Source organism: Salibacterium halotolerans (assembly GCF_900115625.1).
GTDB classification, from domain to species: Bacteria; Bacillota; Bacilli; order Bacillales; family Marinococcaceae; genus Salibacterium; species Salibacterium halotolerans.
Window position 1 is genome coordinate 1 of sequence record NZ_FOXD01000019.1, and the last position, 17,705, is coordinate 17,705.

Consider the following 17,705-nt stretch of genomic DNA (forward strand, 5'->3'; position numbering starts at 1 on the left):
TAAAGCACTTTAGAGGGTTTCGTTCCCCCGTAAACGTCGTCATGAACGAATCCAGGTTCCGTTTAGCGGGAAAATGAACGGGCCGACGCAACAAAAAGCCCGCGTCGCTGCGTGAAAGTCATAAGGCACGTTAGAGTATCCGGTGCCGCCTTAAACGCCCTTATCCTGTGGAAGTACGTCACGGGTACCCTGCTTCCTGCAGGGTACCCGTGACTCGTGCTTTTCTCAGCAGGAGCCGGAGCATTTGGACTCCGCTGCTATGCGGCTCTTGAACAAAGCCGCAAGACATTCGTGTTTTCCTCCGCCTATTTTTATTTTGTCCCAGACTCTTTTTAGTCAACTATTATTTTTTTGGTTTTTCCAGTAGCGGTATGCGTGAACGACATAGCCCTGGTAGGAGGAATAAGAAGTTAACCTATTATCGACGATGTCCAGCTGTGCTTCCATAAAAGAGGCTCCCTCGTCATGAAATGAAATTTGGGGGTTCGCTTCATTTTCTTTTATTTCCACTGAAATAATAACTTCTTTGTTAACACTTTCTGCATATTCTATTTCATTCCGGGCCATATCCAGAATACCTCCGGATCCTTCCGCCTTATCCCGAAAAGCCATCACAGAGGTGTGATCCATTTTACTAATGACCCATTCGCTAAAGGATTTATCAGGCTGTCCGGGTGTTTTTGTAGTATCAAACCACATAGCCAGATCCATACTGGCTTCCAAATTGGTTTCCCGTTTGGTTTCTTTTACAAATAATTCGATATTGTCCATCCATTGGGAAAGAATATCCTGCTGGTTTTCTGCCCACGACGGCTCGGTATACGGCTCGATATCAAGATGAATTCCAGCAAACTTCTGCCCCTCCTCTACCGAATCATTATACTCTTTTACATAATTCACGAGGTTCAGCATCCGGGATTCTTCTTCTTTGAGTGCCCAGGAGGGATGGCCTCCCATGGCATGTACTTCAATACCCTCGGCGTTTGCTTTTTCCACGAAGTTTGAATACGCACTGTGAGGGCGGCTGAGATCTAATCGTGTATACAGAAGATTAATATTTTTCTCTTTGGCAAATTCAATAATGCTGTCTTCTTCGTTTATCAGGGTCTCAGCTTCCCAGATATAGGTCCCCCGGTAATTTTTGTTTTCTTCCGAAGTCCCGGTGGACTGGTTCTCCTGTCTCACCAAACCAGAAAAATCATCCACTGCTGTCCCTTTATAGGAATCATGCGTACCGAGGTGTTTATCCACAAGATTGAGGTGCATATTCATGTCCGATACCCCTTCTTCAAAAAAGGTAGTATGATCCTGACCCGTATCTGCCACCGTTACTCCAATTAAGATTTGTTTATTAAGTTTATCGGCTGCTTCCAATTCATTTTTTGTTAAACGAACAATACCGTTTGGACCTTCCAGAGTATCACGGTAGGCTAAAATCGCAGTGTGATCGAAATGGCGGATGATCCAAGTACTAAATGGTGTGTCCGGTGCCCCCGGCGTACTTTTTTCGTCCAGCCAGAAAGGAATAGAACTACTTAATTCAAGTGGAGTATCTTCAGAGAAGCGATCCAACACAGTGTTCAAATTTTCCTTCCACTCCTTTAGAACGGCATTTTCATTTTCATACCATTCAGGTAGATACTGCGGTTGTATTTTCAGGTGTACACCCTGAAACTTCTCCTTTTCTGCCATGCCGCTATTGTAACTTTCGACCCGTTCTATAAAATCAAGTATTTGCTGCTGATTTTCCGCCAGAGCCCACGAAGGCTCTCCCCCTAAAGCATGAACCTCAATTTCACTCTGAGCTGCTTCACGAATAAGACTGGAATAAGCAGCTGAAGATGTCTCCTCCTCTATCTTCACATACAGTACGTTGACGCCGTTTTCCTTCGCTTTCGTCAGAATCGATTCTCTGTTTTCACTTATGTCCGTATTCTCTACCCACATTGCCTTTTTGGAATCATCAGAACCCGAAAACCCTGTTAACAATAAAAAGACAGTAACGCTCAGCAGAAAGAATAACAAATGTTTCTTCATTCTTAATCCTCCCATATTTATACTCTATTTCCCGAATAAAACCCGGGGTTTCCAGTGGTTTCCGCAAAATTTCTGCGGATGTTTCGACGTTGGTTTTCTCCAGTTTACGTAAGGCTTCCAACCTCTTGTTCCAAACATTCGCAAAACTAAAAACAAATGCTTCCTGTCTAAACATAATCCAGGGGTACCGAAAGAAAAATTCGCACCTCCGAAATTCAGTTTTCGATGAAGAATGAACCCCCTCATGTTAGTTTAAAAAATGTGGAGAGCAAAAACACAACGCTATTTAATCATGGAAACCTTGAATATTCAACCAGGAAAATAGTTTTCTTTTCTCAAACTAAAAAAAGGTTACACAGGATGTGATTGAAAGAATGAATCGGAACAATACCGTATTTCTAATGCTCCTTCTGCTTCTCGTGTCGGCGGGGTGTGAATCATCTGAAACCATGAAACAGGTGGAAAGCACACAAACGGACGATGGTTCTCAAATAAAATTCCGAACCAATAAAAACCAGCTTGAAATATATAAAGAAAACACCTGGGAACCTTTTTTTGTAAAAGGAGTAAGTGTAGGAGCTTCATTACCAGGACATTTTCCAGGGGAACTCTCCATTAAAAAAGAAGATTACCTTCGCTGGTTCGATAGGATACAACAAATGGGAGCTAATACGATCCGCATTTACACAATTCACGAACCCGAATTTTACGAAGCTTTAGTAGAGCACAATCAAAACAATCCAGGTCACCCCCTCTACTTTATGCAGGGGATTTGGTCGCCGGTGAACAAACTGGCAGAGACAAAGGACGCCAAATCACCTCGAGTAACAAAGCAATTCAAAAAAGAAATATCCCGCGCAATAGATGCCATTAGCGGAGATGGCGTCCTGCCGACTGCAAATGGGAAAGCCAGTGGAGAGTACACCGTTGATGCCAGCTCTTATCTGGCGGCTTGGCACCTTGGCACAGAATGGGATCCCAAAATCGTGGAAAACACAAATAAGCAGCACAATGATACGGATTTCGACGGCAAGTATTTTAAAACTTCTCCGGATGCTTCTGCATTTGAAAGCTGGCTGGCTGAACTTATGAATTACACGGCAGCAAATACGAAAAAAAAGGGCTGGCAGCACCCTATCACCTTTACGAATTGGATAACGACGGATCCGCTTACTCATCCAAGTGAGCCGCTGGATATGGAGGACGCGGTGAGTGTCGATGCCACTAACATTCAAAGAAAAAAAGGTGAAGCCGGTTATTTCGCTTCTTTTCACGCTTATCCTTATTATCCGGATTTCTTGAGAGTCACCGATAAGTACGATGATGTCAAAAATAAGGAGGGGCAAATTGATACATATAAGGGCTACCTTCAAGAGCTGAAAAATTATCACAAAGATATGCCGATAATGATTACAGAGTTCGGGGTTCCTTCTTCCCGCGGAAACGCCCATCCGGGACCGCTTGGACGGGATCAGGGAGGTCATACGGAAACAGAACAGGGAAAACACAACGCCGATATGCTGCGGCACATCTACCAGGAAAATTACGCCGGGGCCATCGTCTTCACATGGCAGGATGAATGGTTCAAAAATACCTGGAACACCATGCCGTTTGAAAATCCAGGGCGGCGTCCTTACTGGTTCAATACCTTGTCAGCGGAAACGTCCTACGGGCTGCTGGGAATGTATCCAAGTAAACATGAAGAACTCACTATGGATGGATCCACAAAAGACTGGGGTAATTTGGAAGATAGTGAAGTCAAAAAACTTTCCACACCTTTGACGGAGTTGATGATAACCAAAGACGAAGGGTATATCTATGCAGCCGCCCGACTTCCTGAATCAATAGATTTATCAACAGATACCTTCTACCTCGGTGCTCATACCCTTGCCGGAGGAATGGAAAATCCAGACGTTCTGCCGGGGAAACGTTTGGATGAAGGAGTGGAGACAGTGGTTCGGTTAGGTGAAGAAACCGACAGCGAGGTACTAATTGCCCCAAGCTATGATTTTCATCAACGGCTGTATGGCAGCAAAGCCGGTGATGCTCAAGAGGGCAGCATGAACTCCTGGCAGCTGGCCGTAAGTCATGAGCTGGAACTTCCTGAATCCAATGAAGTACTGCCCTTTGAGGAAGTATCGGCGGGCAGCATGGAGCAGGCATCTTCCTCTCAGAATTCCCGCGCTTCCTGGGACTATCAGGGAAATGTTGTCGAAATGAAAATTCCGTGGGCATTGCTTGGCTTCTCAGATCCCAGTACCAAGAAGGTGGTAAGTTACGGTCCTGTAAAAGAACAATCGCAGCAAATGCCTTCTGAAAATAGTAATGGGATCCGCTTCATTCCATGGATCGTTGATGATTCCAATACGGTGCATGGGTTGAAAAATAAATCTTCCCCGGTTTCTGTACAAGACTATCCGCTTTATGACTGGCAGAACTGGCAGGAGGTAGACTATGACGAAGAATTAAAACAAAGCTACTATATCGTACAAGACGTCTTCAAAAATATCAAAGATTAAGGAAGGGGGGGGGGGATCTGTGTTCATCAATTTACAAGCTGCTTATTGGATGATAGCCGTCTTAATCACTCTAATGATAATACTCATGGGTATTACGCTCGGCATCAAAGTGAATAAGAAACTAAGCGCAAAAAAAGAAAACGATTGTCTGGACGACTTCCATAGTTATCTTTATTATCTTCAGGTTCAGCTGGATAATCAAGCCATGTTAAGACCGCCTAAAAAAACACTGTCTTCTTTTGAAAAGAAGGTGCTGCAAAATACGCTATTACCATGGATAGAGCGTTTGAAAGGAGTTCATAGGGAAAAACTTCTTACTTTATGCGAAGACATTGGATTAAATCATTATAACAAAAGACGATTGCAGAGCCCTTGGTCCATGGTTCGTCTTGATGCTGCATACAACCTCGGGATACTTCGGGACCAAGAGGTGACATCCCAATTAATGTCCTTGTTATATCGCAGCAATTTTGATTCTTCCGTTTATATTATCGCACGCTCGATAGCTCAAACCTCAGATAACCCAGGTGAAATAAAAGATCTCGTGCTCTATCTTGTGAACAATGGAAAACAACACCCCCATTTAATTGCAGATATTTCTAAAGAATCTTCGTTGGATTTAAGGCCGGTATACATCCAATTTCTTTATGAGGATAATTCAAAGTTAAATAAAATCGGGTTGATCGGCCTTCAAGAGCAAGTTAACGAAGAAATTCCCGAAATTGTACATTCATCCATAAAATCTGAGGATAAAGAAATAAGGATGCTTGCCTTGCAACTATGTATGTCCGCTATGGCTTTAACAGAAAAGGATGTTAAGTACTATCTGCAATTTCCCGATTGGGAGATTCGCAATCTGTTTGCAGATTGGATCGGTTATTCCGGCCTGATTCAATATACAGAATTATTAAAAGAACGAATTCAAGACTCCAATTGGATTGTTTCCCGCACAACTGCAAAAAGCCTTGCTCAATTGGGAGAACACGGTTTTGAGATTCTCTGTCAAACAGCGGCCGGGGTTCACGGAGAACGAGGAAGAGAAACAGCTGAAGAATATTTAAAGGAAAAACTAAAACAAACCATCGATAACCTTTCACAAGTGGAAGACATTACTGAATACAACCAAAAAGTATTTATGTATCAAAAGTATTTTGGAAAAAGTTATGATTTGATCAATGCTCTATAGAAAGAAGGAACAATGGTGAGAGATCTACTTTTAATTTACGGGATATTTGCCATTTATTACGTGATAACGATTAATACGATTTATTTTGGGATTATTATGTTTTCCTTCCGAAAAATATTCCGCATTATGAAGGAAACATTCTATTCCAAATATGACTTTCTTTCAGGCTCTAAACACATGCCGCCTATTTCGATTCTCGTACCGGCATTTAACGAAGAGTTGACTATTAAAGAAAACGTCCAATCGCTGCTGGCTCTACACTATCCCGAACATGAAGTAATTGTCGTTAACGACGGGTCTGGAGATAACACAACCAAAGTATTAATTGATGAATTCCGCTTAAATTATTATAAACCAATACCGGCAGAGCAAAATACACTTCCTACTGCTGAGGTCAAAGGAGTCTATTACAATCCTGAATTTCCAAAATTATATCTTATCGATAAAGAAAATGGCGGAAAAGCGGACTCCTTAAACGTGGGTATTAACTTCTCAAACTATCCACTTGTTTCTTCTATTGATGCGGACTCGCTGCTGGAGAATGATGCACTGATTCGAATTGCAAGAAAATATATGGAAAATCCGGAGGAATACGTAGCTATCGGTGGAAATGTAAGAATTGCCAATGGATGCAGTATTGCCTACGGCATGGTGCAGAAAGTCAGACTCCCCAAGAAGCTGCTACCCATGCTTCAAACAGTTGAGTATGTAAAAGCCTTTCTGGGAGGAAGAATCGGCTGGAGTGATATTAATGGATTAATCATCGTTTCCGGTGCCTTTGGGGTGTTCAGAAAAGATTACGTTTTGAAAATAGGAGGCTATCGAGGAGGATATCCAGGCGAAGATATGAACATCATTATGAAACTCCATCAATACATGCTGGATCATAAACTTCCTTATAAAATCGACTTTTGTCCGGATGCTGTATGCTGGACGCAGGCGCCTGACACATTCAAAATCCTTGGGAGTCAGCGTAAACGCTGGGGCAGAGGCAATTTAAAAAACATGCTGGAATTAGGAACACAGATGTTCATGCGTCCCAGATATAAAGTAATGGGCTGGCTCACCGTCCCTTACAATATCATATTTGAAACATTAAGCCCCTATTTTAGAATCACTGGTTTTCTGGCTCTTGTTGGCTATAGTTTGATAGATATGACTGCTTGGAATATCGTAGCTATCTTCATGCTCATTAACGTACTGTATGGAACATTAATTGGAATGGGTTCTCTTCTTATCGAGGAGTTGGCGTTCCGAAGGTTCCCAAGAATCAGAGATTATTTCAAAATGGTGCTCTATACGATTTTAATGTTCTTTGGATACCGCCAGCTTGGGATACTTTGGAGGTTTCTGGGACATATTCAATTTTTCCGCAAAAACAATTCATGGGGAACGATGACAAGAACAAGTTGGAATGAGGATGAGAAAAAAGAAGAAGCTGCATAACACAAAGGAGGATTACAAAATGTCTGACACGCACATGAGTTCCAGTATTATCAATTCATTCAACAATTTTCTTCAATACTATCAAGCAAGTAACTTACCATGCGGGCTCATTATTGTTTACGCATCCCTTGATCAGAAGGGTATCCATTCACTCAAAACATATTTGGAAAAAGAGGAACCTTCTACTGCCTTCCAGGTCAGTTATGACACAGAGCATCACATCCTTGGGATTCTACTGGATGACTGCGACCTTGGGTATACCCACTTTTACGCATTACACGTGAAAGATTATTTGGAAGAACAAAATCAATTATTAGGAGAAATGGTTGTAGGGAATTTTCCTGAAAATAGTGACCACGCAGAGTGGATGCTCTACCGCATGATGAATGAAATGATGATTAATCAGAGAAATCAGCAGGAAATCCGCGTGTTTGATAATGAAACCATACAGAACACGGATAAGAAAACAATATTAATCGTCGATCATGATAATAGCATCCTCCATCTTTTAACGAATTATTTACAGCGCAAAGGCTATATTGTGTATGCAGCAGTGGATGGAAAAAATGGACTGGAACAGTACCAGAAACTTTTTCCTGATCTGGTTATTACAGAAATTAATTTATCCGGTATCGGGGGGCATCAATTTATAAACCAGATCAAAACTATTGATAAAAAGACCAACAATCATTCCGAAATTATGGTGCTGACCAACAAGCACCTGGAAGAAGATATTAAACGCACCTTTGAACACGGAGCAGCAGAGTATATTACCAAACCATTCTCTCTGATTGAATTGGAAGCACGGATTAAACGTCTTGTTGAAGTAACAGAATAATGATTTATAGTATCATATTAAATTCTATGAAAAGAGGGATGTTATGATGGGGTATTTTGAACAGCTAAGTCAACGAATTGAAATGAAAGAAGCACGCATCGGTGTGATCGGTCTGGGATATGTCGGGCTTCCACTTGCCATGGAAATGGTGAAGGCAGGATTTACCGTTTGCGGAATAGATTTAAATGAGGAAAAAATCAACTCTCTGCGGGACGGCAGTTCTTATATAAATGACATTTCTGATCAAGAGCTGGAGCAGGGGTTAACCACACGTCGTTTTTTTCCCACCACTAACTATGGCGTAGTCAAGGAACTGGATGCTGTCAGCATTTGTGTCCCAACTCCTCTTAGTGAAAATCAGGATCCAGATACGTCTTTCATCACCCGGGTCATGGAAAACATCAAACCATTTCTTAAAAAAGGAATGCTGGTCACGTTAGAAAGCACCACGTACCCAGGGACGACAGAAGAATTGATTTTAAAAGAATTGAAGCGCATGGGATACGAGGCCGGGAAAGATATCTTCCTTTGTTACTCCCCGGAAAGAGTAGATCCCGGCAATGATTCATTCCAAACGCATAATATGCCTAAAGTGATGGGAGGCATGACAGAAAGATGTAATGCTGTCGGGAAACTGTTGTACAGCAATTATATTGAACATGTCGTACCGGTCTCTTCTCCAAAAGTTGCAGAAATGTCCAAGCTCCTGGAAAATACGTTCCGCAGTATCAATATTGCATTTGTCAATGAAATTGCGATGATGAGTGAACGTATGGATATTGACGTCTGGGAAGTCATAGATGCAGCTGCCACAAAACCGTTCGGCTTCATGAAATTCCAGCCGGGTCCTGGAATTGGCGGCCACTGCATACCACTGGATCCTATGTATCTATCCTGGAAAGCAAAAGGCTTCCGTTTCTACAGCAAATTTATTGACCTTGCCCAGTCTATCAATAATAATATGCCGGATGTTGTCGTCAACAAAACATCTCAAGCTCTGAATATATATGGACAATCGATTAACAGTTCCAACATTCTTATATTAGGCATGGCCTACAAACCAAATATCAGCGATTTACGGGAATCTCCCGGCCTTTACCTTTATGAACTCTACAAAGAACATGGTGCCGACGTGGATTATTATGATCCTCATGCCCACAGCTTTTTGGATAGTGAGGAGAATGTGGTTCAATCGATTACCTACAGCAAAAAAACATTGAAAAAGTATGACTGCATAGTGCTGGTAACGAATCACAGCGATTTTGACTATGACGAATTGGCCCACCTCGGTGTACCGATTGTAGATACCCGGAATGCTTTCAAAGAATATGACCTGCCTCATATTCACAAGCTGGGAACGGCATCAAAAGTGCACAAGAACCAACATGCTTCCCTTGCATTATAAATAGAAAAAAATAAAGGAGTGGTATTAAAATGTGCGGAATCATTGGTTATATCGGAGAAAAAGATGTTCAACAGGTGTTAACGGCAGGGCTGAGTAAATTAGAGTACCGCGGCTACGATTCTGCAGGCATTGCGGTTCATCATGGAGATGCTGTGCAAGTAAACAAATCAAAAGGAAGACTGGACGAGCTGCATCATCAGCTGGAACCATCCCCCTTTTCAACCCGGATGGGCATCGGCCATACAAGATGGGCTACCCACGGCCCTCCTTCGGATCAAAATTCTCATCCTCATACGGACGCGGGGAATGAATTTGCCATTGTTCATAACGGTATAATCGAAAACTATTTAGAGATCAAACGGGATCTTGCAGAAATAGGGTATACCTTTTCTTCAGAAACAGATTCCGAAGTCATCTCTCACCTTTTCCACTATTTATATGAAGGAAACATGACGGAAACTATTCAAAAAGTAGTGGAGCGGTTAAAAGGAGCTTATGCATTAGGAATTGTCTCCAAACATGAGCCGGACCGCCTGTATGCAGTACGGGAAGCGAGCCCGTTGATTATTGGAGCCGGAGAGGAAGAAGCATTGATCAGCTCTGACATTCCTGCTGTTCTGGAGCACACCCGTGACATTTATATATTGGAAGATGGAGAAATGGCTGTCCTGACGAAAAATGATATCACACTTCTGCAGACCAAAACGGGGCAGCCGTTGAACCGGGAGATTTTCAGAGTAGATTGGAACGTAGAACAAGCCGAGAAAAATGGTTATGACCATTTTATGCTGAAAGAAATTCATGAACAGCCGGAAGCATTGAAAAAAACACTGGCCGGACGGGTGGACCAGGCAACAAAGAGGGTTCAGTTTGAAGAACTGCAGTGGAGTCTGGAACGCGTCGAACAATGGGATAAAATTACAATCATTGCCTGCGGAACCGCCTATCATGCCGGTTTAATAGGAAAACACGTCATAGAAGAACTAACACGTACTCCCGTTGATGTAGAGGTAGCTTCTGAATTTCGATACCGCAGACCAATCATTGATGAGAAAACCTTGGTGATTGTTATCAGCCAGTCTGGAGAAACGGCGGATACGCTGGCAGCCCTCCGGCAAAGTCAGCATCTTGGCGCCAATGTGCTCGCCATTACAAATGTGGTAGGAAGCTCTATTGCCCGGGAAGCCGATGAAGTGATATTGACCATGGCAGGCCCCGAAATTGCAGTTGCTTCAACCAAAGCATATACGACCCAGGTTCTCGTATTCTATCTGCTGGGAATCTATCTTGCTGATTTAAAACAAAAGATAACAAAAGACTACCGCATACAGCTGCTTGAAGCGGTACTTGATATTCCAAATAAAATGGAAGAATTACTCGAATATTCCGAAGCACTCCAACGTTATAGTGAATCCATTAAAGATGCATCAAGCGTATTTTTTATTGGAAGAAGTCTGGATCATGCCGTTGTGCTGGAGGGATCACTGAAACTCAAGGAAATTTCGTATATTCATTCCGAGGCTTATGCTGCCGGCGAGTTAAAGCACGGCACACTTGCTTTAATTGAAGAAGGAACCCCCATCATTGCTCTCATTACCCAGAAAGAAGTAAACGAAAAGATGCTGGGGAATATAAAAGAAGTAAAAGCGCGGGGAGGTCATGTCCTTGGGGTGTCAATGAAAGAAAATATGGAGATGTTGGAATACGTGGACGAAGGGTGTTACATTCCCGACTCTTTATCCCTCGTAACTCCATTATTGACAGTTATTCCGTTACAGTTAATTTCTTATTATACTTCACTGGCACTTGGTAACGATGTGGATAAACCTAGAAATCTTGCAAAAAGTGTGACGGTGGAATAGGAGGATTACCTGGTAATGAAGACACTAAAGCGACAGGACACAAGTTGGAATGAGAAGGAATTAAAAGACCTTATGCTCCATATTTTTCACAGAGTAGAAGATCAAACCGTTGAAACAGATCAGCAGTTAATGGCTGAGGTTAGGAATGGACTAAAACCCCTGATCCATTCCTCCAACACCAACAACAGAGAATAGGAGGATCGCCTGTGACCCGTACATTTGCCGTGGTATTAGCGGCCGGCAAAGGAACACGAATGCAGTCAGAGCAGCCCAAGGTTCTTCATCACGTATGCGGCAAACCGATGGTGCAGCATGTTATCGATCAGCTTCAGAACATGTCTGTAGAACGAATTCTTACAGTGGTCGGTCATAAAGCCGACATGATTAAACAGCAGCTGGGCTCTTTTTCGGAGTACGCGTTTCAGCCAGAGCAGCTTGGTACGGCTCATGCTGTGAAAATGTGTCAAAGCAAACTGGAAAAACAGCAAGGTTCCACCCTTATTCTTACCGGGGATACTCCTTTAATTACGGAAAAAACGTTAAGATACTGCCTGGATCATCACCAACGCACCAATGCAGCAGCTACCATTTTAACCATGACCCCGGACGATCCATCAGGTTACGGGCGGATCGTCCGGAACAAACAAAATCAGGTGGAACGGATCGTCGAGCATAAAGATGCAACAGAGGAACAATTACAGCTTCATGAAGTCAACTCAGGCATTTTCTGTTTTGATAATACTCTGTTGTTTCAAGCTCTGGAGAAGGTATCCACGGATAACAAGCAGCAGGAATATTATCTCCCGGATGTCATTGAAATCTTAAAACGTGAAGGGGAAGTAATATCCGCTTTCCCGGCCGAGCATACGGAAGAATGCTTCGGAATTAACGATAGAACACAGCTTAATGAGGCGGCTGAAATTTGTCAAAAAAGGATTATTGATTTCCATCAACACCGTAACGTGACAATCAGCGATCCATCTACTACTTTAATCGAGGCTGAAGTTACCATTGGTCCCCATACTAACATTGAACCTCGTACGAGCTTACGAGGACGTACTCAAATCGGAGCAGATTGTACAGTTGGACCCGATGTTGACTTGATAAATTATAAGGTAACCGACCGTACCCATATTCACCATTCTCCTATAAAAGATGATACACATGCCAAACCATATGTCCACTGAGGGGCGGGGGAAAAAATCAACAGTCAAAATGCTTGCTCTATCTTTATTTGGCACAAAAAAAGGAATTATTGCCTCCTGCATACTGGTGGCAGCCTTCGTATCATTGGGGATTTTTATGAAACAGGAAAATCACGTGAAAGCAACGTGGATATGGGACCTTGATGATCTGGAAGAAAACCAGGAAGAGACGGTTTCCTTTCTAAACAATAAAGGAGTCAATTTAGTCTATCTGCATATCGACTTCGAGAATGTTAACACGGAAAGGTTTGAATCCTTCATTAAGCTCGCGTCCAAAAAGAATATTGACGTTTACGCGCTTGGTGGTGATCCAAACTGGGCGTTAACCAAAAATCAAAAAAGCCTGGATACCTTTGTTTCTATTGTCAAAGACTACAATCAGCAGTCAGCAGAAGAAGAAAAATTCCAGGGCGTCCATGTTGATATTGAGCCTTACCTGCTGCCCGCTTGGAAATCCGAGAGAGAAAACATAGTGACCCAGTGGATCAGTAACCTTCAATATTTAAAAAATAAGGTGAAAACAGATTCAGAACTCGCAATCAGCGGAGATGTACCTTTCTGGATAAATCAGGTGGAAATACCAGGGGAAAATAAAGATATGGGAGACTGGATGATCTCCTCGCTGGATTCTATCACGGTAATGGCTTACAGGGACCAGACAGAAGGAGAAAATGGAATAAAAGGTATTGCTTCTCCTCTCGTAGAACAGGCAGCCAATCGGAGCAAATCGGTCATTGTCGCGGTGAATGTTATTGAAACAGACGAAGGTAATCACACGACCTTCCACGACAACTCTTTAAATTACATGAACCACGAATTAAATCTTCTCGAAAACCGTTTCTCCGGGCACCCGGGATACGGTGGAGTTGCCGTTCACGATTATCAATACTGGAAGTCAAGTCAAAACGGGTAAAAACTCTCTAAAGAAGCTGGACAAAACCATCAAGAGATAAAAAGTTCCGAACGATTCTCTCATGAATCGTTCGGAATTTTTATACACCCATTTGTACTGAAATCTTCGTATTTTGACTTATTTTGTTTGCTTCTTTCACTCAAACGATGGAATGTTCGGGTCTTTATTCGCACGTTCTTCTTTGATCGAAGCATCTATGGCTTTTTATATCTGTTCATGAGGTGCAAATGTTACGATTTCCAGGAAGAATGGACTTCGTAATGCTCCAGCTTCCTTAAAAATAATAGTGGTTCAGCCTCGAGCCAAAATGCTTTAAAGTACTAAAATGGTACATACAAATCTGAATCCCAACAGGAAAAATCGGACTGTATGAATGGCCGGGATTTTTTCTCCTAACCTATGATACGATAAACAAAGGAATTAGAACAATGAGAGGAAGACATTTCATCCGCAGCATCGTACAAAGGGGAGTCATCATGGATATTGCTTTACTGCTCGCTTTTTTAGGAACCGCGGTTCTACTCACTCTGAGCCCCGGTCCCGACATTTTATTTGTCACCGCGCAAAGCATAGCACAGAACGCAAAAGCCGGTGTGGTAACAGCGTTCGGACTCTGCACCGGGCTTCTTGTACATATGACGGCCGCGGCAGCCGGGATTTCCGCTGTCATCTATCAGTCCGCGTTCGCGTTTTCGATCGTGAAATACGCCGGCGCCCTGTACCTGTTTTACCTCGCCTGGAAAGCATTCCGCGACCGGGAACAGCCCGGCCTCGACATGCCGGAGCACAGCGGAGCCTCCTACCTCAGCCTGTATAGAAAAGGAATCATCATGAACCTGCTCAATCCGAAAGTAGCGCTCTTTTTTCTCGCCCTTCTGCCGCAGTTCATCCACACCGGTTCCGGCCCCGCCGCCCTCCAGGTGACAGTGCTCGGCGGCATCTTTATCGCGCAGGCCTTTCTCGTGTTTGGTACGGTCAGTCTGCTCGCCCATCAGGCCGGACGGCTGCTCGCGAATCACCCCGGGGCCGCGCGGAAAATGAATCTCGTGCAGGCCCTGTTGTTTACAATCATCGGAGTGCAGCTGGTGCTCGGAGAAAAATAAAAACAGCCCCTGGTGCCCTGCACCAAAGGCTGTTTGTATCGAGCGGGTATTAGTCTGCATGCCGCCGTATTCAACACTTTGCGACATGCTTTTAATTCAACTCATAAACCACACTAACCCGCTGGGTGATATCAACCTGGCCGGGTTCAATGGAGGTACTGTTATCGGCAGCACTCTGCGATTCTTCGCGGGTGTAGTTTCCGGTGGGCAGGTCGACCCGAGCACCGTTTTCGGAAATCTGGAGGACGGCTCCGCTTGATTTTCCGGCGCCGGCGGCCATCGCTTCGGCTTTAGCGGCTGTGTTTTCGACAGCCTGCCGGAGAGCCTGTTGTTCATACTGAGATTGGTCCTGCAGGGTGAAACGGGTCTGCTGAATCTGGTTGGCGCCGGCAGCAGCAGCGTCATCCAACAGCTGGCCGACCTGGTCGATCTTGCTGAATTCCACGGACAGAATGTGGCGGGCGCGGAATTGTTCTTCTCCCCCTTCTGCCGCGTGGTCGGTGTTCACGCCGAAATAGGAAGTTTCGATGTTTTCTTCCGGAATGTCATATTGATTGATGGCTTCACGGATGGCGCTCATCCGTTCACTGACCTGCTGCTGCGCGGTGCTGGCGGATGCGTCGGTTACTTCGGCTCCGAGCCGAAGCTGTGCCGTATCCGGTTCTACGCTGACACTGGCTTCTCCCTGCACGACAATAGTCCCGGTCTGCACGTTGCTTTCGGATGTTGCGGCCTCCGCTGCGTCGGCGGACGCTGTGCCCAATACCGCGGCGTACAGAAATCCTCCTGCCGTGAGAACTGCTACCGCTCCTGCTGCCTTCTTCATACGTTTTTTGAACATAATTGTATTCCTCCTTCTGATTTTATACATCGCAGTGGTTTCGTGCTGTCTTTTCCTTCTACCCTTAATGTCGGGAAGTATACCGTTATGTTACAAGTTTTAATTATTTTCACACTTCGACGTTATAAGCCTGACGGTTTGCGGTGTTTCTGCTGCAGCCAGGTCACCCAGTCGCCGCTTGTAATATGCTCGCCGAGCCCGGCCGGCTGATTCCAGTAGTACGTGTGCGCTTCGATTTCACGGCCTCTTTCGTCCGTGACAGTCACGATGTCACGGACGTACTCACTGCCGGCTGTATCACCTTCATCGTATCCTTCGAGCCTGTCCAGATCCTCCAGTACATCGTCGTACTTGTCGTTTTGTATGTACATGATGTCCCCTTGAACAATCGTGTTTCCTTCTTTTACAAGGCAGGGAAAACGTCCATGATCGGCCGCGTACAGCCGGCCTGTTATCACCGCTCTTCGTTCTTCCTCGGTGCGACCGCTGAGAAGACGTTCGTAATTATGAAGACCGCGGCGGAGCGTGCCGTATACAAATACAGGACGTGTCATCGATACCATCTCTCCCTTCTTTATGGACATTATAAAACAAAACGGGCACCCGCCGCATGAGACAGATGCCCGTTTTGTTTATGAGAATAAATTGAGAGATTCAGTGTTTCAGAGATTTTTAGACTTCCTGCTCTTCCGGTACGTGCATTCCGATGCCTTCTGCGACGCGGCGGCCGTAATCCGGATCTGCTTTGTAGAAATGCTTAATCTGGCGGAGTTTGATTTCATCTTTCTTCACAGCACCGAGATCGCCGACGATGGCATCAATCAGACGCTGCTTTTCATCTTCTTCCATAAGGCGGTAAAGGTCGCCGGCCTGCGTATAGTGGTCTTCACTGTCATAGTTCACGCTGTCGGTCTGACCTTCCACTTCAAACGGATCGATTCTGCCGCGGTCGGTTTCGGTCGGGCCGTCAAAACTGTTCGGCTCATAGTTGACTGTGCCGCCGCCATTGCCGTCCGTTCTCATGAAGCCGTCACGCTGATAATTGTCCGCACCGCTTACCGGACGGTTGACCGGAATCTGCTCGTGATTGGCTCCTACGCGGTAACGATGCGCATCAGAGTACGCGAACAGGCGGCCCTGAAGCATTTTGTCCGGTGACGCTTCAATGCCGGGTATGAAGTGACCGGGGGAGAACGCAGCCTGCTCCACCTCTGCGAAATAGTTGTCCGGGTTCTTGTTCAGCACCATGCGGCCGACTTCGATACGCGGATACTCCTCTTTCGGCACGGTCTTTGTGACGTCAAAGATATCCCATTTGTGGTGCTTGTAGTCTTCATACGGAATGACTTGGACGTAAAGCTTCCAGGATGGGAAGTCGCCGTCTTCAATCGCATTGAAGAGATCTTCTGTATGATAGTCCGGGTTTTCACCGGCAATTTTGTCAAATGTCGCCTGATCCAGGGATTTCACACCCTGCTCACTGACAAAGTGATATTTTACCCAAAATGCTTCTCCATCCGCATTCACCCATTTGAACGTGTGGCTGCCGTACCCGTTCATATGGCGGTACGTTGCCGGAAGACCGCGGTCGCCGTGCAGGTAAGTAACCTGATGGAGCGATTCAGGGGAAAGAGACCAGAAGTCCCATACCATGTTCGGATCCTTCAGGTGTGTTCTCGGATCACGCTTCTGCGTATGAATGAAGTCCGGGAACTTGATCGCGTCACGGATAAAGAAGATCGGTGTATTGTTTCCGACAAGGTCATAGTTTCCTTCTTCGGTGTAGAACTTCACAGCAAAACCGCGCGGATCGCGTACCGTGTCCGCGGAACCTGCTTCCCCTGCAACGGTGGAGAAACGGATGAACATCGGTGTCGTTTTGCCGGCTTCACTGAGGAAGTCCGCTTTGGTGTACTTGGAGATTTCATCGTTCGTTACTTCGAAATAGCCATGCGCACCGGCACCTTTAGCGTGAACAACACGTTCCGGAATACGCTCACGGTTAAAGTGGGCGAGTTTTTCCAGAAGATGCACGTCCTGAATGACAGTCGGTCCTTTGGAACCGGCTGTAATGGAATGCTGATTGTCGCCGACCGGCATGCCTGAGCCAGTGGTAAGATTCTTACGGTTATCTTCACTCATCCATGATCACCTCATTGAATTATTTTATATTTCTATGATAACACTTATCATAGAAAAATCAATACTAGATTATAATAATTTTAAATAGTGAACTGGAAATACTTCCAATATTCCTCTGCCTTCTTTCAGCATTTAAAAAAGACAAAAAATCTACCGGTGCAGTGCGGAAAATGAGGTGGAATTTATCATCAATTACCTGCCATGATTG

The 17,705-nt window shown here is 44.5% G+C and carries 13 protein-coding genes; 9 read left to right on the top strand and 4 right to left on the bottom strand.

Features of this window, described 5'->3' with window-relative positions; all coding sequences use genetic code 11:
- Window positions 1-336 precede the first annotated feature (336 nt).
- Window positions 337-2,037, bottom strand: coding sequence for a hypothetical protein (locus BM124_RS14150; RefSeq protein ID WP_093338481.1), 1,701 nt, complete (start codon window positions 2,035-2,037; stop codon window positions 337-339).
- A gap of 374 nt (window positions 2,038-2,411) precedes the next feature.
- Here BM124_RS14150 and BM124_RS14155 point away from each other — a divergent pair, with 374 nt between their 5' ends.
- The 9 genes from BM124_RS14155 to BM124_RS14200 all read left to right on the top strand — a co-directional run bounded on the left by BM124_RS14155 (window position 2,412) and on the right by BM124_RS14200 (window position 14,514).
- Window positions 2,412-4,556 (top strand): glycoside hydrolase 5 family protein, encoded by a 2,145-nt coding sequence (locus BM124_RS14155; RefSeq protein WP_093338482.1) that lies wholly within the window; start codon window positions 2,412-2,414, stop codon window positions 4,554-4,556.
- A 19-nt stretch (window positions 4,557-4,575) separates the two neighbouring features.
- Window positions 4,576-5,742 carry a HEAT repeat domain-containing protein gene (locus tag BM124_RS14160; protein ID WP_093338484.1) on the top strand — a complete coding sequence of 389 codons (1,167 nt, stop codon included), beginning with the start codon at window positions 4,576-4,578 and terminating at the stop codon, window positions 5,740-5,742.
- Window positions 5,743-5,757: 15 nt separating this feature from the next.
- Window positions 5,758-7,188, top strand: a complete 1,431-nt coding sequence (locus BM124_RS14165; protein ID WP_093338552.1) for a glycosyltransferase family 2 protein — start codon at window positions 5,758-5,760, stop codon at window positions 7,186-7,188.
- A 19-nt stretch (window positions 7,189-7,207) separates the two neighbouring features.
- Complete coding sequence (locus BM124_RS14170; protein WP_170841156.1) at window positions 7,208-8,026, top strand: response regulator transcription factor; 819 nt, start codon at window positions 7,208-7,210, stop codon at window positions 8,024-8,026.
- A gap of 46 nt (window positions 8,027-8,072) precedes the next feature.
- Entirely contained in the window at window positions 8,073-9,431 is a 1,359-nt protein-coding gene (locus BM124_RS14175) for a nucleotide sugar dehydrogenase (protein WP_093338487.1), read from the top strand.
- Between the two features lie 29 nt (window positions 9,432-9,460).
- A complete protein-coding gene (gene glmS, locus BM124_RS14180; protein ID WP_093338489.1) occupies window positions 9,461-11,293 on the top strand; it encodes a glutamine--fructose-6-phosphate transaminase (isomerizing) in 1,833 nt (610 codons plus the stop codon).
- 206 nt (window positions 11,294-11,499) lie between these two features.
- A complete protein-coding gene (locus tag BM124_RS14190; RefSeq protein ID WP_093338492.1) occupies window positions 11,500-12,480 on the top strand; it encodes a sugar phosphate nucleotidyltransferase in 981 nt (326 codons plus the stop codon).
- Window positions 12,481-12,595: 115 nt separating this feature from the next.
- A complete protein-coding gene (locus BM124_RS14195) occupies window positions 12,596-13,411 on the top strand; it encodes a hypothetical protein (RefSeq protein WP_170841157.1) in 816 nt (271 codons plus the stop codon).
- Window positions 13,412-13,887: 476 nt separating this feature from the next.
- The gene (locus BM124_RS14200; RefSeq protein WP_093338496.1) at window positions 13,888-14,514 is read left to right on the top strand and encodes a LysE family translocator; all 627 of its coding nucleotides are present in this window, start codon (window positions 13,888-13,890) and stop codon (window positions 14,512-14,514) included.
- A 91-nt stretch (window positions 14,515-14,605) separates the two neighbouring features.
- Here BM124_RS14200 and BM124_RS14205 read toward each other — a convergent pair whose 3' ends face one another.
- The 3 genes from BM124_RS14205 to BM124_RS14215 form a co-directional block, all read right to left on the bottom strand.
- Window positions 14,606-15,355, bottom strand: coding sequence for an SIMPL domain-containing protein (locus tag BM124_RS14205; RefSeq protein ID WP_170841158.1), 750 nt, complete (start codon window positions 15,353-15,355; stop codon window positions 14,606-14,608).
- 122 nt (window positions 15,356-15,477) lie between these two features.
- Window positions 15,478-15,939, bottom strand: coding sequence for a gamma-glutamylcyclotransferase family protein (locus tag BM124_RS14210; protein ID WP_139217137.1), 462 nt, complete (start codon window positions 15,937-15,939; stop codon window positions 15,478-15,480).
- A gap of 88 nt (window positions 15,940-16,027) precedes the next feature.
- Complete coding sequence (locus BM124_RS14215; protein WP_093338499.1) at window positions 16,028-17,497, bottom strand: catalase; 1,470 nt, start codon at window positions 17,495-17,497, stop codon at window positions 16,028-16,030.
- Between the last annotated feature and the right edge of the window lie 208 nt (window positions 17,498-17,705).